General features: G+C 73.3%; 12 protein-coding genes, 4 pseudogenes and 4 riboswitches. Of the genes and pseudogenes, 2 read left to right on the top strand and 14 right to left on the bottom strand.

Annotated features, from left to right (window positions below; all coding sequences use genetic code 11):
• Window positions 1–163: 163 nt before the first annotated feature.
• A pseudogene (locus ABZW10_RS04070) lies at window positions 164–643 on the bottom strand (hypothetical protein); the annotation flags it as partial.
• 74 nt (window positions 644–717) lie between these two features.
• A complete protein-coding gene (locus tag ABZW10_RS04065; protein WP_355359513.1) occupies window positions 718–3,603 on the bottom strand; it encodes a prenyltransferase/squalene oxidase repeat-containing protein in 2,886 nt (961 codons plus the stop codon).
• Between the two features lie 104 nt (window positions 3,604–3,707).
• Window positions 3,708–3,847: riboswitch (cobalamin riboswitch) on the bottom strand.
• Between the two features lie 82 nt (window positions 3,848–3,929).
• A riboswitch (cobalamin riboswitch) is annotated at window positions 3,930–4,007 on the top strand.
• A 127-nt stretch (window positions 4,008–4,134) separates the two neighbouring features.
• Between ABZW10_RS04065 and ABZW10_RS04060 the strand changes: the two genes are divergently transcribed.
• Entirely contained in the window at window positions 4,135–5,562 is a 1,428-nt protein-coding gene (locus ABZW10_RS04060) for a hypothetical protein (RefSeq protein ID WP_355359510.1), read from the top strand.
• Between the two features lie 99 nt (window positions 5,563–5,661).
• Here ABZW10_RS04060 and ABZW10_RS04055 read toward each other — a convergent pair whose 3' ends face one another.
• The 9 genes and pseudogenes from ABZW10_RS04055 to ABZW10_RS04015 all read right to left on the bottom strand — a co-directional run bounded on the left by ABZW10_RS04055 (window position 5,662) and on the right by ABZW10_RS04015 (window position 14,639).
• Window positions 5,662–6,126, bottom strand: a complete 465-nt coding sequence (locus tag ABZW10_RS04055) for a flagellar hook-length control protein FliK (protein ID WP_355359507.1) — start codon at window positions 6,124–6,126, stop codon at window positions 5,662–5,664.
• A gap of 29 nt (window positions 6,127–6,155) precedes the next feature.
• Window positions 6,156–7,217 (bottom strand): prenyltransferase/squalene oxidase repeat-containing protein, encoded by a 1,062-nt coding sequence (locus ABZW10_RS04050; RefSeq protein ID WP_355359504.1) that lies wholly within the window; start codon window positions 7,215–7,217, stop codon window positions 6,156–6,158.
• A 101-nt stretch (window positions 7,218–7,318) separates the two neighbouring features.
• Window positions 7,319–7,463: riboswitch (cobalamin riboswitch) on the bottom strand.
• A 146-nt stretch (window positions 7,464–7,609) separates the two neighbouring features.
• A complete protein-coding gene (locus tag ABZW10_RS04045; protein WP_355359917.1) occupies window positions 7,610–8,338 on the bottom strand; it encodes an enoyl-CoA hydratase in 729 nt (242 codons plus the stop codon).
• 44 nt (window positions 8,339–8,382) lie between these two features.
• The gene (gene mmsB, locus ABZW10_RS04040) at window positions 8,383–9,267 is read right to left on the bottom strand and encodes a 3-hydroxyisobutyrate dehydrogenase (RefSeq protein WP_355359501.1); all 885 of its coding nucleotides are present in this window, start codon (window positions 9,265–9,267) and stop codon (window positions 8,383–8,385) included.
• On the bottom strand, window positions 9,264–10,337 hold the full coding sequence (locus ABZW10_RS04035; RefSeq protein WP_355359498.1) for an enoyl-CoA hydratase/isomerase family protein: 1,074 nt from the start codon (window positions 10,335–10,337) through the stop codon (window positions 9,264–9,266). The genes mmsB and ABZW10_RS04035 overlap by 4 nt, the downstream gene beginning before the upstream one ends.
• Window positions 10,337–11,485 carry an acyl-CoA dehydrogenase family protein gene (locus tag ABZW10_RS04030; protein WP_355359915.1) on the bottom strand — a complete coding sequence of 383 codons (1,149 nt, stop codon included), beginning with the start codon at window positions 11,483–11,485 and terminating at the stop codon, window positions 10,337–10,339. The genes ABZW10_RS04035 and ABZW10_RS04030 overlap by 1 nt, the downstream gene beginning before the upstream one ends.
• Window positions 11,482–12,981 (bottom strand): CoA-acylating methylmalonate-semialdehyde dehydrogenase, encoded by a 1,500-nt coding sequence (locus ABZW10_RS04025; RefSeq protein WP_355359495.1) that lies wholly within the window; start codon window positions 12,979–12,981, stop codon window positions 11,482–11,484. The genes ABZW10_RS04030 and ABZW10_RS04025 overlap by 4 nt, the downstream gene beginning before the upstream one ends.
• A gap of 207 nt (window positions 12,982–13,188) precedes the next feature.
• Window positions 13,189–13,360, bottom strand: a riboswitch (cobalamin riboswitch).
• A 198-nt stretch (window positions 13,361–13,558) separates the two neighbouring features.
• Window positions 13,559–13,784, bottom strand: a pseudogene (locus tag ABZW10_RS04020) (CbtA family protein); the annotation flags it as partial.
• Between the two features lie 75 nt (window positions 13,785–13,859).
• On the bottom strand, window positions 13,860–14,639 hold the full coding sequence (locus ABZW10_RS04015; protein ID WP_355359492.1) for an adenosylcobinamide amidohydrolase: 780 nt from the start codon (window positions 14,637–14,639) through the stop codon (window positions 13,860–13,862).
• Window positions 14,640–14,923: 284 nt separating this feature from the next.
• On the opposite strand from ABZW10_RS04015, the gene cobF reads away from it, so the two are divergent.
• Window positions 14,924–15,685, top strand: coding sequence for a precorrin-6A synthase (deacetylating) (gene cobF, locus ABZW10_RS04010; RefSeq protein ID WP_355359489.1), 762 nt, complete (start codon window positions 14,924–14,926; stop codon window positions 15,683–15,685).
• Here cobF and folP read toward each other — a convergent pair.
• The 3 genes and pseudogenes from folP to ABZW10_RS03995 all read right to left on the bottom strand — a co-directional run bounded on the left by folP (window position 15,658) and on the right by ABZW10_RS03995 (window position 18,235).
• A pseudogene (gene folP / locus ABZW10_RS04005) lies at window positions 15,658–16,496 on the bottom strand (dihydropteroate synthase). The gene cobF and the pseudogene folP sit on opposite strands and share 28 nt — an antisense overlap.
• Window positions 16,497–16,542: 46 nt before the next feature.
• Window positions 16,543–17,226 (bottom strand): annotated as a pseudogene (locus tag ABZW10_RS04000) (5-methyltetrahydropteroyltriglutamate--homocysteine S-methyltransferase); the annotation flags it as partial.
• Between the two features lie 178 nt (window positions 17,227–17,404).
• Complete coding sequence (locus ABZW10_RS03995) at window positions 17,405–18,235, bottom strand: type II CAAX endopeptidase family protein (RefSeq protein WP_355359486.1); 831 nt, start codon at window positions 18,233–18,235, stop codon at window positions 17,405–17,407.
• Window positions 18,236–18,600 lie beyond the last annotated feature (365 nt).

The raw sequence follows: 18,600 nt of genomic DNA, 5'->3' as shown, positions 1-18,600 counted from the left end.
CACCGGACGGGTTGCCACCGCCGGACGGGTTGCCACCGCCGGACGAGCCGCTCCCGCCGGACGAGGTACCACCGCCGGCCGCCGCACCGCTGGTGGAACCGCCGGTGCTGCCGCTTCCGGGGTCGGTCGATGGCGAGGGCTGGGCGGGGGTGGTGGCCGTTCCACCGCCGGGCACCGTGTTGTGGGCACGCACGGTGTCCGGCGAGAAGGTGGGCCGCCCCTCCGTGCCCTCGATGTTCGTGCCGCCGAAGATCCACAGGTCGACACTGCCCGGTTTCGGCTGGTAGCTCATCGCGCCCAGTTGGCTGTACGACCACTCGTTCTGGCCCGGGTCCGCGTGCCAGTACGACCAGTAGGCCGTGGCCGGGGGCGTCAGGACGCACTTCTCCTGGTCCGGGGCGGGGAACTGCTTGCCACCCTGGAACCCGCTGTAGCCGATCCGGCAGATGAACGCCGGACCGTCGTGCCCGGTGCCGGTGGTCTTCCAGCCGCCCTGGTTGAGCAAGGTGTAGCCGGTGGTGGGGGTCGTGCCGCAGGAGCGCAGCAGCGGCCCGCCCCACTTGCCGAAGTCCACGGCGAGCACCACGCCGGAGCTGGTGGTGCACTGCTCGATGGGCAGTGGCGCCGCAGTCGCCGGGGTCACGGCCGTGCCGAGCCCGCCGGACGCGAGGGCGAGCGTCACGCCGGCGGCTCCGAACAGCCGGCCGAGCCGCCGGGTCACCGGTGACGCCCCGGGGTCGATCCCGCGCGGCGGCGGGCGATCAGGACCGCGCCCGCTCCGACGGCGGCCAGCAGGGCCGCGGCGGTCGCCAGACCCAGCGTCTCGGCTCCGGTGCGTGCCAGGCTTCCGGTGTCCGTCCCGGCCCGCGTGGCATCGATCGGCGCGCCGCCGCGTCCTGCGTCACCTCCGCCACCTCCGTCACCCGGGACCGGAGCACTGGTGGGCACATCCCCGGGGGTGGTGGCGGCTGCGGATGTTCCGGTCGGTGCCGGGGAGGCGGTGACCGTCGGGGAAGCCGAAGGGCTGCCGCTCGCGGTCGGGGTCGAGGTCGCCGTGGGGGTCGGAGAACCGGTCGGCGTCGCGGTGGTGGTGGAGGTCGGGGTGGGGGTAGGGGAACCGCCGAGGTCCCGGCGCAGGGTGCCGAAGGAGATCCCGGTGGCGCCTCCCACCGCCTGGGCGGAGGCCCGCACGTCCGAGCCCCGCTGGCCCTCGGAGGCGACGTTGAAGCCGCCGTCGCCGTTCTGCTGCCCGGCGAGGAAGTCGAGCGCCTTCGCGATCCGGGGGGCGTACGCGGACTGGCGCAGACTCATGCCCTGGACGGCGAGCGCGGCCGAGTTGGTGGAGTTGCCGGCCGCGCCGGGGAAGCCCCCGTCCGGCAGTTGCCGCCCCGCCAGCCAGGAGATGCCCTTGTCGACCGCCTGAGCGGCCTCGGTGCCGGGGACGAGCGCGAGCGCCATGGCCGCCATCGCGGTGCTGTCCACGTCGGAGTCGCCGGTGGCGGGGATCAGGCTCGGCCAGGAGCCGTCGGCGTGCTGGAGGCTCTTCAGGTAGGCGACCGCGGAGTCGGCGTTGGCGGAGTCGCCGGCGCGCAGTTGCGCCATGATGCCGAGCGCCTGGGAGAACACCGAGGTGGCATAGGTGTAGTTGCCGGGGCCGGCGCAGCCGGTGGCCGCGTCGGCCTTGGCGCAGACGGCCGCGGCGAGCGCGGCGATCAGGTCGTGTCCGCCGAAGGCGCGCGGGTCGCGGCCGACGGCCTCGGCGAGCAGCGCCTCCTTGGCGATGGAGCCGCCTCCGGCGAACTCGGTGCCGATCGCGGTCCAGTCGTTGACGGTGCGCTCGCCGCCGTCCTTGCCCTGCTGGTCGAGGAAGTCCACGATCCGGTGCAGGGCCGGGTCGTCCGTACCGGTGGCGGCGAGCGCGAAGGCTCCGTCGATGGTGAGGCCGAAGTCCGCGAAGTCCGGGAAGCCCTCGTAGTAGTGGCCGCCGATCAGGTTCGCCGGGGCGGTGAGGTACGTGCTGCCCTTGGTCAGGTCGGGAGTCCGGCCGGTGGGCGTGGTCGGCGCGGTGGTGGCGCCGTTCGGGTTGTGGCGGACCGTGGTCGGGTCGGTGCCGGTCAGGGCCAGAATGGCCTGTTCGGTGGAGGCCGGGTCGGACTCGGTGGTCGACTCGTCGGGGCCGAAGCCGCCGTCCTCGTTCTGCCGGACGCTCACCCATGCCTTGGCGGCCGTCTCCTTGGCCCCTTGGCCGGTGGCCCGCAGGACCTGGGCCGCAGCAGCGGTGCTCACGGTGTCCCCGGCGGCCCCGACGTAGGGGAGGTAGGAGCCGTCGGCCTGCTGGCTCGCCGCGAGCCAGTCCGATGCCTTCTGCGCGACGGCTTCGCCCCCGACCGTGCCACGGAGCGCGAGGACGGTGAGGCCGGTGGCCACCGGGTCCGACTCGCAGGAGCCCCCGGCCACGATCATCGAACCGGCGGTCCCGCCGTCGGCGCACTGGAGGACGGCGAAGCGGGCTAGTGACCGGGGAGGCGGCGTGACGCCGGCACCTCGCAGGGCGATCACGGCCCATGCCTGCGCCCAGGAGGACGCGGCGCCGTGGAAGTCCCCGGCGGCCGTGCACTTCCCGTTCTCGCCCTGCCCGGTGCACACGTGGTCGGTGAGGGCGGCGATCAGGTCGCGGCCGCCGAAGTCCCGAGGATCGCCCTCGGTGCTCTCGGCGACCAGCGCCAGCAGGGCGGCGGCCTTGGCGTCGGGCTTCCCGGCGGGTCCGTCCGGGTACAGGAAGGCGTCGGCGTGCGCCGCGAGGTAGGCGACGATCTTGCGCAGAGCCGGGTCCTGGGTGCCGGCAGCCGCCAGGGCGATCGCGGTGAGGGAGGTCCGGGGGAAGTCGGGGCCCTCGAAGGCCCAGTTGCCCATGTACTCGCCGTCGACCAGCTGCCCGGCCAGCCACGACGCCGCAGCCTTCGGATCGCCGGCGGGGGACGACGGCACGGTCGGGCTCGGGGAAGCGGTCGGGGTCGCCGTGGGCGACGGTCCGCCGTTCTTCGCACGTACGGAGTCCGGGGTGAAGGCGGGCTTCCCGCTGGTACCGCCGATGTCGGTGCCGCCGTACACCCAGGCCTCGACCTCGCCGGGCTTGGGCTTCTGGGTGGCAGCGCCGAACCGGCTGTAGGACCAGGTGTCCTGACCGGGCTCGGCGATCCAGTACGACCAATAGGCCGTCGCCTGCGGGGTGTTGGTGCAGGGCTCCTCGGCGGGTGTCGGGTACTGGGTACCGCCGTTGAAGCCTCCGTTGCCGAGCCGGCAGATGAAGGCCGGTCCGTCGTGCTCGGTACCGGCGGTGCTGAAGCCCGCGTTGTGCAGCAGGTTCATCCCGGTCGTGGGACGGGCGTCGCAGCCCCGCACGACTCCGCCGCCCCAGTGACCGAAGTCGACGGCGACGATCGCGCCGGTGGTGGCCGTGCATTCCTCGATCGGGTCGGCGGCGGCCCGGCCGGGGTGGGCCAGCAGGAGAGTGCCGCCCGCGGCAACCGCGACGGCGCCGGTGGCGAGAAGGGACGTGAGCCCTCTGAATCCGCGGCTCGTACGGCTGTTCCTGGCCCTCACTGGCGACTCCCCGATTCGGTCATCGGGTCCGCACGGCGCAGCCGACGGCTCCCCCCATGAGGAACCGCCCCGACCGCGTCGCAGTCCACGACGACGCAAGCACTTCTGTGACAAGGCCTCGGTGCAGGCATTCCGGCTCATCCGCCGCTGGGGCGGATCTACGGTTGCGGGTCAGCGCCGGAATCGGACCGGCTTCCCCTGATACCGAGGATGAAAAACCGGTTCATCAGACCACGTCTGCGGATCGGGAGTCAACGGTGCGTCATGTCGCCTTCCCCACCTCGTCGACCGTCCGACGGTGCGGTAGCGTCCGCGGTGGCCGAGCGGGGGAACCCGGTGCGAATCCGGGGCTGACGCGCAGCGGTGTGGGGTGGTGTCCTACGGCACCCCGAGCCCGAATGCCCGCCCGGCCGAGCACCACGGCGAAAGCCTGCCCACGCGATCCGGGCGGCGGCCGCTCCGGCCGTCGCGCTCCCCGGGAGCGCCGGGGTCGGGGCCGGGTCGGCGCCCGCCACCCCAAGGAGCCGTTCCGTGACCTTCCTCACGACGCCCCGCACCACCTCCTCCCGCCTCACCTCCGCCGTGACCGTGTCACTGGCGGCCGGGGCGCTGCTGTTGTCGGCCGTTCCGGCCCACGCGACCGCCACCCCCGCCCAGATAGCCACCTCGAAGAGCACCGGCGTCACCTACCTGAGGTCTCTCCAGGCCGCCGACGGCAGCTACGTCACCGGTGGCGGGCTCTCCAACGAGTGGGCCTTCAGCGCGCTGGCCGCGGCCGGCACGGCGGCGGCCGACGTGACTCCCGGCGGCGACGTCACCAAGAACGCCCGCCTCGTCTACCGCAACCAGCTCGCGGCCGCCGGCTGGCCGGGCACCTCGCCGGTCGCCACCGACTACCAGCGGGGCATCCTGAACGCCTACGCCGCCGGCATCGACCCGGCCCGCGTCGGCCCGGGCCGCAACCTGATCGCCGACGCGGTCTCGTACTGGCAGACCGCCGAACCCGGTTACTGGGGCCCGTCCGCCAACTTCAACGGCACCGTCTTCGGTCTCCTCGCCCTCGGCGGCGCCAGGACCCAGAGCGGTTCCCAGCGCGTCCCGCAGGCCCTGTTGGACGCCTCCGTCACGGCCGTGCGGGCCAACCAGCACACGGACGGTGGCTGGAACTACACCAAGGCCGCCGGTGACCCCACCGAGCTCGGTACGGGCAGCGACATCGACATGACCGGGGCCGCGATGGCTTCCCTGTGCGTCGGCGGCGTCCCCAACACCGACCCGGCGGTCGTCGCCGCCAAGAACTTCCTCAAGGGCAAGCTGCTGGCTTCCGGGGCGTTCAACGCCATGTGGGGCGTCAACACCGACTCCAACGGCTGGGCCGTCTCCGGCCTGAACGCCTGCGGCATCAACCCCCAGGGCGCCGACTTCACCAGCGGCACCGGCAAGACCCCGATCGACTTCCTGATCTCCCAGCAGTTCAAGCCCGGCGGCGGCTTCAAGTACCAGCCCACCGACACCACCCCCTCCCCCTACGCCTCCGTCGACGGCCTGCGCGCCGTCGCCGGCGCCGGCTTCACCGCCGCCCCGCCCGCACCGGCCACCGCCGGCGAGCCGACCTGGTCGGCCACCACCGCGTTCACCTCCGGCACCGCCGCCAGGCTCGCCCTGGTCGTCGACGACGGCACCGGCGCGCTCAAGGTCTGCGCCGTCACCGTCAACCCGACCGGCACCACCGCGACGCTCGGCGACGTCCTCGACGCGGCCGCCACCGCCACCCCGGGCGGTTGCGTCACCGCCGTCACCCCCGCCACCGGCGGCGGGACGATCACCGCGCTCAACGGCACCGCCAACAGCGGCTCCTCCACCTGGAAGGTCAGCCTGGACGGCGCCACCGCCACCGCCGCCACCCGGGCCACCACCGTCCACGTGGGCGACACCGTCTCGCTGCGCTTCGGCAGCTGATCCGGGACCGGCCGCGCCGGACGGCCTGACCACCCCTGGAACCGCCGGTGCCCCGGTCTCCGTCGCGGAGGACCGGGGCACCGGCTGTGCGAACGGGTGTCAGGGCGCCGTGATACCCGGCTGTGCACCCGCGCCGAAGGCCCAGCCCTCGACATCGCCGGGGGCCGGGTTGTAGCTGCCGGCGCCGAGGCTGCTGTACGACCAGGGTCCGCCGTGCTGGGCGTGCCAGTACGACCAGTACGCGCTGCCGGTGGGGTTGGTGCAGGTCGTCGGCAGGGCGTTGATGGTGCAGACGAAGCCGGGGTAGCGCGGGTGGAAGGTGTACGAGAAGCCGGCGCCGGTGAGCGCGGCGAGGCCGCTGGCCGGGTCGCCGGGCGCGCAGCCGGTCTGGATGCCGCCGCCGACGGCGGTGAAGTCGACCACGACGGTGACGCCGGTGGTGCCGGTGCAGGCGGCAGCCCGGGCCTCGGGAGCGTGCACGGCGCCGGCGCCGAGGAGGCTCACGGTCAGCGCTGCGACGGCGGCGAGCGAGCCGAGGGTGCGGCGGGTCAGGTGCTCGGTCATCAGGTCTCTCCTCGTGCGGTCGCGGGTGGTCAGGGGGTGGCGGGCGCGGCGCAGGCCAGGGTGGGCGCGTCCGGGCGCGCCCCGGCGGCGGAGAGGGTGGCCAGCGGGGTGCCGGCCAGGCCGAGGACGGCCTGGCCGGTCGCCCGGGCGGCGTTGCCAGAGTTGAAGCCGGAGGCGTCGTAGGCGACCGCGCCGCGCACGGCCGGGTCGGCGTCGCAGCGCTGCTGGAACGTGACCAGGCGGCTCCAGCCCTTGAGACCGGCGCCGAAGCGGGCGTTGGAGAGCAGCGCCTGGGTCGCGAGACCGGTGGAGTTGGCGTTGGACGTGGTGGACCCGGCGGCTGAGAAGCCGCCGTCGGCGTTCTGGTGGGCGGTCAGCCAGCCGAGCCCGGCGGCCGCCTTGGCCGCGCGGCCGGTGGCGGCGAGCGCCTGGACGGCGAGGGCGGTGGCGTCCGTGTCGCTCGTGCAGGCGGCCTGGCCGAAGGAGACCGGGAAGCCACCGTCCGCGCACTGGCTGCCGGCCAGGAAGTCGACGGCGGCGGCCGGGGCGCCACCGGGGGTGCGGTGCAAGGCGATCAGGGCGAGCGACTGGCCGAAGGCATTGCTGTAGTCGCCCCACTGGGAGCGGTCGGAGAAGCGGCCGCTCGGGGCCTGGAGCGAGCGCAGCCGGGCGGGCAGGTCGACGCCGCCGAACGCGGTCGGGTCCGCGCCGCGCACCTCCGCGGCGAGCAGCAGCTTGGCGGTGGCGCCCGCGTAGGCCTCGGTGGTGCCGTCGCCGAGGTAGCCGGCGAGGACGGCCGACTGCGAAAGCCAGGCGGTCGCCTTGGCGGCGGCGGTGTCCGCGCTGCGGGAGGCCGCGAAGGCCAGGACGGCGTCGATGGTGAGGCCCTGGTCGGGGTAGGCGGTGCCGTCGAAGACGGACTCGAAGTGGTCGCCGTCGACGAGCTGGCGGGCCAGCCATCCAGCTGCGGCGGCGTCCGGACGGATCGTGGGCGAGTCCGCCCCGACCGGTGCGGCGACCGCCGGAAGGGCAGTGGCAAAGGCGATGGCCGGTATCGCGAGGAGTCCGAGGGTCCGGCGGAGCGTGGTCACGAGGTTCCTTTCCGGGCCTGGACGCAGGGGCCCGGAGGGAGCGTCGGCGCGTGCTGGGGCAGCCCTCGGAGCTCCGGCCCGCAGACCACGACGGGAGGAGTGGACGACACATCTCCGCCGACGGGTACTCGGGCTCGCCGCCGACACGGGGTCGACGGCCTACCGTTGCGGGTCAGCGCCGGATTCGGACCGGCTTCCCCCGACGGCGGAGTCGGAACATGACGGACCATCATGACGAGGCGTGAAACGAGGGTCAAGAGCCCAGTACGACCAATCGCGGGAGGACCCGTCAGGTCGTCGACGACCGACCTCCGGGAAAAACCGGACCGGTCCCGGACGTCCCACGACCGTGGTGCGGCGCCCCTCTACCGGGCGCCGCACCACGGCGGGCGTCAGCGGTGGTTGAAGACCGCCGGGCGCTTCTCGGCGAAGGCCGCCATGCCCTCCTCCTGGTCGGCGGTGGCGAACGTGGCGTGGAAGAGCCGGCGTTCGAAGCGGACGCCCTCGGCGAGGGTGGTCTCGAAGGCGCGGTTGACGCTCTCCTTCATCATGATCGCCGCCGGGGCGGACATCGCGGCGACCTTCTCCGCCGTCGCCAGCGCTTCGGCGAGCAGCTCGCCCGCCGGGACGACGCGGGAGACCAGGCCGGCCCGTTCGGCCTCCTCGGCGCCCATCATCCGGCCGGTGAGGCACAGCTCCATCGCCTTCGCCTTGCCGACCGCCCGGGTGAGGCGCTGCGAGCCGCCGATGCCCGGGATGACGCCGAGCTTGATCTCCGGCTGGCCGAACTTCGCGGTGTCGGCGGCGAGCAAGATGTCGCAGAGCATCGCCAGTTCGCAGCCGCCGCCCAGTGCGTAGCCCGCGACGGCGGCGACGACCGGCTTGCGGAGACGGCCGAGCTCGTCCCAGGCGGCGAACCAGTCGCCGAGGTAGGCGTCGACGAACTCCAGCGACCGCATCTCCTTGATGTCCGCGCCGGCCGCAAAGGCCTTCTCGGATCCGGTGATCAGCAGGCAGCCGACCCCCGGGTCGCGGCCGAAGTCCCGTGCCGCAGCGATGACTTCGTTCATCAGCCTGGTGTTGAGCGCGTTCAGTGCCTCCGGGCGGGCGAGCGTAATCATCCCGACCCGACCCTTGCGCTCCACCCGGATCGTTTCGTAGTCGCTCACGCGTGCTTCTCCCTGAGAGTGGTGATGATCGCCGAGAAGTCCAGACCCGCGCCCTCGCCGGCGGCGAAGTCCGAGTACAGCTCCGCGGCCCTACTGGCGAGTTCCACAGGCACGGCGTGCGCGGTGGCGGCGTCGGCGGCGAGGCCGAGGTCCTTGGCCATCAGGGCGGCGGCAAATCCGGCCGCGTAGTCGCGGTTGGCGGGGCTGGCGGGCACCGGGCCCGGGACGGGGCAGTTGCTGGTGAGGGCCCAGCACTGGCCGGAGGCGGTGGAGGCGACGTCGTACAGCGCCTGGTGGCCGAGCCCGAGGCTCTCCCCGAGCACGAACGCCTCGCTGACCGCGATCATCGAGATCCCGAGGATCAGGTTGTTGCAGATCTTCGCAGCCTGCCCGGCGCCGGAGGCGCCGCAGTGCACGACCTTGCGACCCATCGCCGTGAGCACCGGTTCCACCGCGGCGAAGTCGGTGTCGTCGGCACCGACCATGAAGGTCAGGCTCGCGGCCTCGGCACCGGGCACGCCCCCGGACACCGGGGCGTCGACAGCCCGGTGTCCGGCGCTCCGGGCCAGGTCCGCAGCGACGCGCGCGTCCCCGACGGCGATGGTCGAGCAGTCGACGAACAGCGCGTCCCGCTTCGCGGTGACCAACTCCCGGTAGGTTTCCAGGACATGGCGACCGCTCGGCAGCATGGTGAGCACCACCTCCGCGTCCGCGGCGGCCTCGGCTGCCGTGGCGGCGATCCGGACGCCGTGCCCGGCCGCCCGGTCGAGGGCTTCCGGTACCAGGTCGTATCCGGTGACGGTGTGACCTGCCCTGACGAGGTTCGCGGCCATCGGGCCGCCCATGTTGCCGAGTCCGACGAAGGCGATGCGGTGGGTCACCAGCGCTCCAGGGGGGTGAGGTCGGCGAGGCCGAGTTCGCGGTCGCCCAGCGGGGCGAACCAGCTCTCCACGGTGGCGGTTTCGACGGCTTCCAGCGTGGCGGGGCTCCAGTGCGGCGCGCGGTCCTTGTCGATCACCTGGGCCCGGATCCCCTCGGCGAGGTCCGGTGCGCGGAGCGCGGCGCAGGAGGTGCGGTACTCCTGGTCGAGGACGGCCTCCAGCGGGCCGAGCGACCGGGCGCGGCGCAGGGCCGCCAGGGTCGCCTTCACCGCGGTGGGCGAGTTGGCGGTGATCCGGTCGGCGGCCTTCTTCGCCTCCGGCTCGCCGCTGTCGCCGAGCCGGGCGAGGATCTCCTCGACGGTGTCCGCCGCGTAGCAGTGGTCGATCCAGGCGCGCCGGCCCGCGAGCGGGGCGGGCGGAGCGGGTGCGACATGGCGGGTGAGGGCGTCGTGGACGGGCGCCCCGGCGAGGTCGTCGAGCAGGGCGGGCAGCCGCTCGGCGGGGACGAAGTGGTCGGCGAGGCCGCAGAGCAGGGCGTCACCGGCGCCGGCCGACCCCGCCGTGAGGGCCAGGTGGGTGCCGAGTTCGCCGGGCGCGAGGGCGAGCAGGTAGGTGCCGCCGACGTCGGGGACGAAGCCGATGCCGGCCTCCGGCATCGCGACCCGGGTGCTCTCGGTGACGATCCGGACGCTGCCGTGGGCGGAGACGCCGACCCCGCCGCCCATCACGATGCCGTTCATCATCGCCACGTAGGGCTTGGGGTAGCGGGCGATCCGGGCGTTGAGCCGGTACTCGTCGCGCCAGAAGTCCTCGACGGCTGCCGCGTCACCGCCGGTGGCGGCGCGGTGGATGGCGACGATGTCGCCCCCGGCGCAGAACGCCCGCTCGCCCGCACCGGTGATGACGACGGTGGCGACCCGGTCGTCGTGCTCCCACGCGTCCAGGGCGGCGGCGATCCGTCGCACCATGGCGTGGGTGAGGGCGTTGAGGGCTGACGGGCGGTTGAGGACGATCAGCCCGGCCCGCCCCTCGCGCCGGACCAGAACCTCGTCGGTGGTGCTGTCGCTCATCACGCGGCTCCGGTCAGGCCGCGGGCGACGATGACGCGCATGATCTCGTTGGTCCCTTCCAGGATCTGGTGCACCCGCAGGTCGCGGACGATCTTCTCGATGCCGTACTCCGCCAGGTAGCCGTAGCCGCCGTGGAGTTGGAGCGCCTGGTTGGCGACCTCGAAGCCGGTGTCGGTGGCGTGGCGCTTGGCCATCGCGCACAGCTGCGGCGCCCGGGCGTCCCCGCGGTCCAGGGCATCGGCGGCCCGCCGGACCAGGGCCCGGGCGGCCTCCAGTTCGGTGGCCATGTCGGCCAGCCGGAACTGGAGCGCCTGGGCATGGAGCAGTCGGGTGCCGAACGCCTCCCGCTCGGCGAGGAAGGCCACGGTCCGCTCCAGCGCGCTCTGGGCCCCGCCGAGCGAGCAGGCGGCGATGCCGAGCCGGCCGCCGTTGAGCCCGCTCATCGCGATCCGGAAGCCCTCCCCCTCCGCGCCGAGCAGCCGGTCGGCGGGCAGCCGCACCCCGTCCAGCAGCACCTGCCGGGTCGGCTGGGCGTTCCAGCCCATCTTCCGCTCGTTGCCGCCGAACGACAGCCCGGGGTCCTCCCGGTCCACCAGGAACGCCGAGATGCCCTGCGGTCCCGGGCCGCCGGTGCGGGCCATGACCAGGTAGACCTGGGAGGTTCCCGCGCCGGAGATGAACTGCTTGACGCCGTCCAGCACCCAGTTGTCGCCCTCGCGCACCGCGCGGGTGCTGAGCGCCGCCGCGTCGGATCCGGCATCCGGCTCGGTCAGGCAGTAGCTGGCCAGGTGCTCGGCCGAGCAGAGCGGGGGCAGCCGGCGCGAGCGCTGCCCGTCGGTGCCGTAGCGGTCGACCATCCAGACGACCATGTTGTGGATCGACAGGTAGGCCGCGATCGAGGGGCAGCCCGTGGCCAGCGCCTCGAAGGCCACCACCCCGTCCAGGCGGGTGAGTTCGGAACCCCCGGTGTCCTCGCGAGCGTAGACGCCGCCCAGACCGAGGTCCGCGGCCTTGCGCAGCACGTCCACCGGGAAGTGCTTGGCCTGGTCCCACTCCACCGCGTGCGGGGCGAGGTGCTCGTCGGCGAAGGCCCGGACGGCCCGGGCGACGGCTCGCTGTTCGTCGGTGAGATCGTGCACGGCGCTCAGCCCATCGTCGGGATGGTGAAGCTGGCGCCCTCCTTGACCCCGGAGGGCCAGCGCGAGGTCACCGTGCGGGTGCGGGTGTAGAAGCGGATCGAGTCCGGGCCGTGCTGGTTGAGGTCGCCGAACCCGGAGCGCTTCCAGCCGCCGAAGGTGTGGTAGGCGACCGGCACCGGGATGGGGACGTTGACGCCGACCATGCCGGTGTTCACCCGGCGGGTGAAGTCGCGCGCGGTGTCGCCGTCCCGGGTGAAGATGGCCACGCCGTTGCCGAACTCGTGCTCGCTGGGCAGGCGCAGCGCCTCCTCGTAGTCGGCGGCCCGGACGACCGTGAGCACGGGCCCGAAGATCTCCTCCCGGTAGATCCGCATGCCCGGTGTGACCCGGTCGAAGAGCGAGGCGCCGAGGAAGTAGCCGTCCTCGTGGCCCTCCAGCCGGAAGTCCCGTCCGTCGACGACGAGTTCGGCACCTTCCTGGACGCCGGCCTCCAGATAGCCGCGGACCCGATCCAGGGCATCGCGCCCGACCAGCGGTCCGAAGTCCGCCGCCGGGTCGTCGGATCGGCCGACCTTGAGCGCGCCGATCCGCTCCACCAGCTTGGCCACCAGCGCGTCGGCGGTCTCCTCCCCCACCGGCACCGCCACCGAGATGGCCATGCACCGCTCGCCCGCCGACCCGTAGCCGGCGCCGATCAGGGCGTCCGCGGCCTGGTCGAGGTCGGCGTCCGGCATGACGATCATGTGGTTCTTGGCGCCGCCGAAGCACTGCGCGCGCTTGCCGTGCGCGGCGGCCGTCGCGTAGACGTACTGCGCGACCGGGGTGGAGCCGACGAAACCGACCGCCTGGACGCGCGGGTCCTCCAGCAGGGTGTCCACGGCCTCCTTGTCACCGTTGACCACGTTGAGCACGCCCGGCGGCAGTCCCGCCTCCAGGAACAGCTCGGCGAGCCGCAGCGGCACCGAGGGGTCGCGCTCGGAGGGCTTGAGGACGAAGGCGTTGCCGCAGGCCAGCGCGGGCGCGGCCTTCCAGAGCGGGATCATCGCCGGGAAGTTGAACGGGGTGATGCCGGCAACGACGCCGAGCGGCTGGCGCATCGAGTACACGTCGATGCCGGTCCCGGCGTTGTCGGTGAACTCGCCCTTCAGCAGGTGCGGGATCCCGGCGGCGAACTCCACGACCTCCAGGCCGCGTTGGAGGTCGCCGTGGGCGTCGGCGACGGTCTTGCCGTGCTCTGCGGAGAGCAGCCGGGCGAGTTCGTCCTTCTCCCGCTCGACCAGCTGGAGGAAGCGCAGCAGCACCCGGGCGCGGCGCTGCGGGTTCCAGGCCGCCCAGGCGGGCTGGGCCTGCGCCGCGTCGGCGATCACGGCCTCGGCCTCGGCGCGGGACGCCAGCGGAACCCGGGCCTGGACGCGCCCGGTGTTGGGGTCGTACACGTCGCCGAAGCGACCGGAGGTGCCGGCGAGGGGCTTGCCGGCGAAGAAGTGGGTCAGTTCACGGACCATCACGAACCTGCTCTCGTCAGGGCGTCAGGAGGATCCGAGGGAGGGGCGCACGGCGGACGCCCGCACGGCGCCCGGGCGGGCGGGGGCGTGAGGGGCTGCCGGGCGCGGCGGGCCGTCAGGGTGACGGGCGTGCCGCAGCCGTCGCAGGATCACCAGGGTCGGGAAGAGCGCAGACCGGTGCCATGCGTGTTTGCTCCATCCTCGTGGACAACACGGAACACCCGCAGTCGGTATCCTGACTCCCGGATCAGTGCACGTCACCCGGCCTTCCCGGCTGGCTGCCAGTGGCTGGTACTGCGGCGACGCACTCCCCGGTCACAGTGGCGGGACCGTGCCGGAGTCACACCGGCTTCCCTGCACTGCGGGCCTTGTCCACGACCATATAGTTGGACGTCCTAGTAAGTCCAGAGCGCCACTCGCCCGTGAAACGCCCGACCCCTCCGCCGCCCGGCGCGCGGAGCAGGCACCCCCAAGTGACCGGTGCGCGTGCGCAGACCCCGGCGACCTGCCCCACCTCTGGCACCGAACCCACCGAGCGGTGCAGCGGCCCCGCAACGCGACCGCGCACGACGTTGTCCGGCAGGACGAGGGCGAGCACGGCCATCACCACGGCGTAGCCGAGGCCGGCCGCGACGACGGCGTTCCAGGTGCCTCAGACGCGGAGCCAGGCGCTTGCCGAGGATCACCGCGGCGACGCCGATCAGCACGCTGAGCGCGATCATCAGGAAGAACAGCGCGGTGCGCTTCCCGATGGTGTCCGGGTTGCCGACCGCCGGCGGCATCGCCGGGTACTTGAGGAACGGTTTCGACGGCTCCTGGGTCGCGCACCCCGGCCGGTCGTCCTGAGGCTCCTGCGGACGGCTCATCGCCCGCCCCGCTCACCGGCCGACGTGCAGGACGTTCTCGCGGCAGCACTCGGGGCTCGGCCCCTGATGGGGTACGGCAGGTCCACGGTCCCGCCGCCGGCGGTCGCGCTCAGCCCCGTCGAGCACGGCTCGGTGCACGGCACGGGCCAGCCGGGAACCCCACACGGAGCGCGGGCCGCCGAACGGGTCGGCCGCCGCGGGCGTGTCCGGTGTGCGGACGGCCACGCACACCGCGTCGGACGGCGTCCCGGAACAGTCGTACCCGGCCTCCAAAAGGGCTTGCACCTTGGCCTCGGTGGCCGTCGCGAGCAGGTTGACCAGACCGCCGTCGGTCACTGGGGCCGGCACCACCGCGAGGATGTTGATCGTTCCGGGAACGAACGCGCCCGGCGCGAACAGGACGGGCACCGACGCGGCGGGGTCAGCGGCCCACGTCGGGACCCCGATGCCGGTCGTCACCAGGGCAACGACGCCACCGTCCTCGCTCCACGTGCAGTCGTCGACCTCGGCGGCGGTCATCAGGCCGACGCCCGGCCCGCTCAGGCCTTCGGCCGCCGCGAGCTCCGCCAGGTGCCGATCGGGGTCCATGCGGGAGTAGCCGGACCTGACCTGGGCGTTCAGCACCCAAGCGCGCTCGCCGAGTCCCCCGCCCAGGACGGCACTGCTGACCATCCGCCACCCCGGGCCGGCCTCCCACACCAACTGGTGGCGGCACGAGCCGTCCTCCGTCCGGGCGCGCCGCAGGACGACGGGTGGCCGCTGCTCCGGCACGAAGCTGTCCGTGGTACTCACCTCTCGGCAATCGGGATCCGCCCAGCCCTCCCCCGGCTCTCGGGCGCGCGGTGGCTGCCGGCCGGGGCAGCCGGGGCGGCCGGGGATTCCAGCGGCCCGCAGCATCCGCAGCCGTTCCTCCCCCGCCCGTATCCGCGAACGTATCACTGCCTCCGGTTCGCCGAATTCGCCGGAACCCACCCGCTCCCTACGAGGAATCCGCAGGTGGCGCGGCCCGCGGGGCGGTGTCCGGTCGCGGCCGATGCCGGCGGCCGCCGGGTCCGGGATCCGGCAGAATCGCGGTCATGCGGCAGATCATCGTCATCGGCATCGGTGCGGGCGACCCGGACCACCTCACCCTGCAGGCGGTCAAGGCCTTCGCCCGCACCGACGTCTTCCTCCTCCTCGACAAGAACGAGCAGCGCCAGGACCTCATGCGCCTGCGGCGGCGGATGATCGAGGAGCACGCCCGACCCGGTCATCGCGTGGTCGAGGTACCGGACGCCGAGCGCGACCGGAGCACCCCGGCGTACACCGAGGCCGTCGAGGACTGGCGCCGGCGTCGGGCCGAGCTGGTCGGTCGGCTCGTCGCCGAGGAACTCGGCCCGGACGGCACGGGCGCGCTCCTGGTCTGGGGCGACCCGAGCCTGTACGACAGCGTGACCGCCGTCCTCGACGAGGTCCTGACCGCCGACCCGGGCGCGTTCCGCTACGAGGTCGTGCCCGGGATCAGCAGCGTCTCGGTGCTCGCCGCACAGCACCGCACCACCCTCACCCGGGTGGGCCACCCGCTGCGGATCACCACGGGCCGCCGCCTGGCCGAGGACGGCTTCGGCCCTGGGAGCGAGGACACCGTGGTGATGCTCGACGGCCAGGCCGCCTTCGACCGGATCGACCCCGAGGGCGTGCACATCCACTACGGCGCCTACCTCGGCGCCCCGGACGAGATCCTGGTCTCTGGTCCGCTCGACGAGACCGCCGCGGAGATCACCCGCCGGCGCCGGGCAGCCCGCGAGCGCAAGGGCTGGATCATGGACACCTACCTGCTCCGCCGCACCGAGGACTGACCGGCCGGCGCCCGGCGGGCGCGCGGGGCCGCCTCGACGCGGACGGCGTCCGCGGTGGCCCGTCCCTCGTGGACACGCACGGCCCAGGCCCCCTGGGCGGCGGCCAGGACGGCCGCCGCCGCGGTGGCGTCGTCCCGCTCCCGGGCCGGACGTGGCTCTCGGGTGGCCGGGTCGGCCAGAAGTTCGCCGAGGAAGCGTTTGCGGGACGGTCCCACCAGGAGCGGTCGTCCCAGCGCGTGCCAGGAGTCCAGCGCGGCGAGCAGTTCCCAGTCGTGCTCGCGGCCCTTCGCGAAGCCGAGACCGGGATCGACGATCACCTGGGCCGGATCGACCCCGGCCGACACCACGGCGCCCATGTGGCGTGCGACCTCCGCAGCCACCTCCGCCACGACATCCCCGTAGTCGGCCAGACCGTCCATCACGTGCGACTGCCCCCGCCAGTGCATGACGACGAAGGGCACCCCGGACCGGGCGGCGGCCTTCGCCATCTGTTCGTCAGCCAGGCCTCCGCTGACGTCGTTCACGATCCGCGCCCCGGCGTCCACCGCCGACTCCGCCACCTCGGCCCGCATCGTGTCGATGCTCACCAGCACGCCCTCCCGGGCGGGGCCCCGCACCACGAGCAGGACACGGGCGAGTTCCTCCTCGACCGGCACCCTGCGGGCGCCGGGACGCGTCGACTCCCCTCCCACGTCCACGATGTCCGCACCCCGGGCAGCCCTCGTCAGTCCGTGTTCCACCGCGCGGCCGGGGTCCAGCCAGCTGCCCCGTCCGAGAACGAGTCGGGCGTGACGTTGAGAAGCCCCGTCACCGCGCAACGGCTCCAGACCGGAAGGCCTGGGAGGGTGTTCGACTGGTTTTCGTGCCGGGATCGCGGCCAGCCGGGTGCGCAGCAGCTCCACCACCTCCTCCGTGCTCGGCACGCGCGGGGGGCGGATGTCCCAGACGCCGGGGCCGACCTCGCGCGGGTAGCCGGCGGCGGCGAGTTCACCGGCCACCTCCATGTGGGAGCGGGTGGCCTCCAGGGAGATGACGTCGGCGTCGAGGTCGTCGATCGCGGTCATGATCGCGCCGAACTCGGCGTAGCACATGTGGGTGTGGATCTGGGTGTCGGCGCGCACGCCCGAGGTGGCGAGCCGGAAGGCCTCGGTGGCCCACGCCAGGTAGGCCGGGCGGTCGGCGGTGCGCAGGGGCAGGGTCTCGCGCAGCGCGGGTTCGTCGACCTGGACTACGGCGGCGCCGGCGGCCTCCAGGTCGGTCACCTCGTCGCGCAGGGCCAGCGCCACCTGGCGGGCGGTGTCGGCGAGCGGTTGGTCGTCGCGGACGAAGGACCAGGCGAGCATGGTGACCGGGCCGGTGAGCATGCCCTTGACCGGGCGGTCGGTGAGGTCCTGGGCGTAGCGGTACCAGTCGACGGTCATCGGGTGCGGGCGGGAGATGTCGCCGGCGAGGACCGGGGGCCGCACGTAGCGGGTGCCGTAGGACTGCACCCAGCCGTGCCGGGTGGCCAGGTAGCCGGTGAGCTGTTCGGCGAAGTACTGGCTCGGATTCGGTGCCGATGGTGTGCCGGCGCCGGGGTGGGCGGGGCAGATGGCCGACCGCAACGGGGCCTTCGTCGACCTGCTGTTCTCCTCCGGGGTACGGGTGGCGGAGGGCGCCGTGCGAACGAGTGATGCCCCCGCCCGGGTGGGCGGGGGCATCACTGGTGGATCGGCCGTGTCAGTGGCCGGCGGTGCGGTGGGCCGTCGGCGCGGACGGGGCGCCGGCCCCGGTGTAGGCCGGGGGTTCGACGGTGCGGCGCTTGACGATCACGAGGACGATCAGGGCGATCTGGAGCACGATCGGCAGGATCATCCCGGGGGACGCTTTGGGGTCGGTGCCGACGGAGTTGGAGACCAGGCTGAAGTCCCACAGGCCGTGGACGAGCATCGGCAGCAGCAGGACGCCGCCGACGCGCAGGCACAGGTAGAAGAAGTAGCCGGAGGTGGAGACGATCACGGCTTGGAGGATGGCCTGGGCGCCTTCTCCGAAGGCGTTGCTGACGTGGACGACGCCGAAGACCACGGAGGACCACAGGGCGACCTTGCCCTCGCTGAGTCCGGCGCGTTTGAAGACCTGGACGCCGATGCCGCGGAACATCAGCTCCTCGCCGATGCCGACGAGCGCGGTCATCGCGACCAGGGCGAGCACCAGGGAGGCCGGCTGGTCGGCGAGGTTGGGGTAGTTCACCGCCAGGACGGCGACCACCAGCATCGAGACGGGGACGAACCGCACCCAGCGCCGCACCGGCACGCGGTAGTTCAGGACGCTGCCCCACCAGCCGAGCCAGGTCACGACGCCCACGCCGAACAGCACCGACAGACCGATCGGGATCACGCCGTTGCGGACCACGGACTCGGTGGTGGGGAACTGGCTGTCGCCGCTGCCCCGCTCGACGCCGATGAGCGCGCCGAGCCCCTGGAGGATCGCGAGGTAGACGACGACCACGGCCAGGAACCACGGCCAGGTCAGCCTGCGCCCGGTGAGGGCGGGAGACGGTGGTGCGGACACGGGAGAACTCCTCGGAGGTGAGGGGAATGGTTGTTGCCTGAAACGTGAGGGCGGACAAACATTCTCACACGTATGAAATTTCACTAAGAGCACGTGATGTTTTCTCCATGGACACAGTCTGATGACAGGGCCGCTTCGGCCGATTCCGGGGCCTGCCCCAGCGATGAGGTGGCGGGCCGGTTCGTCTGCCTCGCGGGATGCTCGCGATCCGTCGGGATCGGTCAGTTTCGATCTTTCCCCGCGCACGGCCGGGCGGGCTGATGGAATGACCGGCGACCAAGGCCCTTCTCTGCATCGTGGAGTTCCCGTGAACTGGCTGGATGCCGTCCTGAAGATCATCACCCCCCTCGAACCGATCATCGTGC

The organism is Kitasatospora sp. NPDC004723 (assembly GCF_040609255.1).
Taxonomy (GTDB): Bacteria; Actinomycetota; Actinomycetes; order Streptomycetales; family Streptomycetaceae; genus Kitasatospora.
The sequence above is the reverse complement of the archived record's forward strand: the minus strand, read 5'-3'. Positions and strand labels throughout refer to the sequence as shown.

What these genes read in the sequence shown, in the direction of transcription:
- ABZW10_RS04055 (WP_355359507.1), bottom strand. Translation starts at nt 6,126, where the DNA reads ATGACCGAGCACCTGACCCGCCGCACCCTCGGCTCGCTCGCCGCCGTC.
- ABZW10_RS04045 (WP_355359917.1), bottom strand. Translation starts at nt 8,338, where the DNA reads ATGATTACGCTCGCCCGCCCGGAGGCACTGAACGCGCTCAACACCAGG.
- ABZW10_RS04035 (WP_355359498.1), bottom strand. Translation starts at nt 10,337, where the DNA reads ATGAGCGACAGCACCACCGACGAGGTTCTGGTCCGGCGCGAGGGGCGG.
- ABZW10_RS04025 (WP_355359495.1), bottom strand. Translation starts at nt 12,981, where the DNA reads ATGGTCCGTGAACTGACCCACTTCTTCGCCGGCAAGCCCCTCGCCGGC.
- cobF (WP_355359489.1), top strand. Translation starts at nt 14,924, where the DNA reads ATGCGGCAGATCATCGTCATCGGCATCGGTGCGGGCGACCCGGACCAC.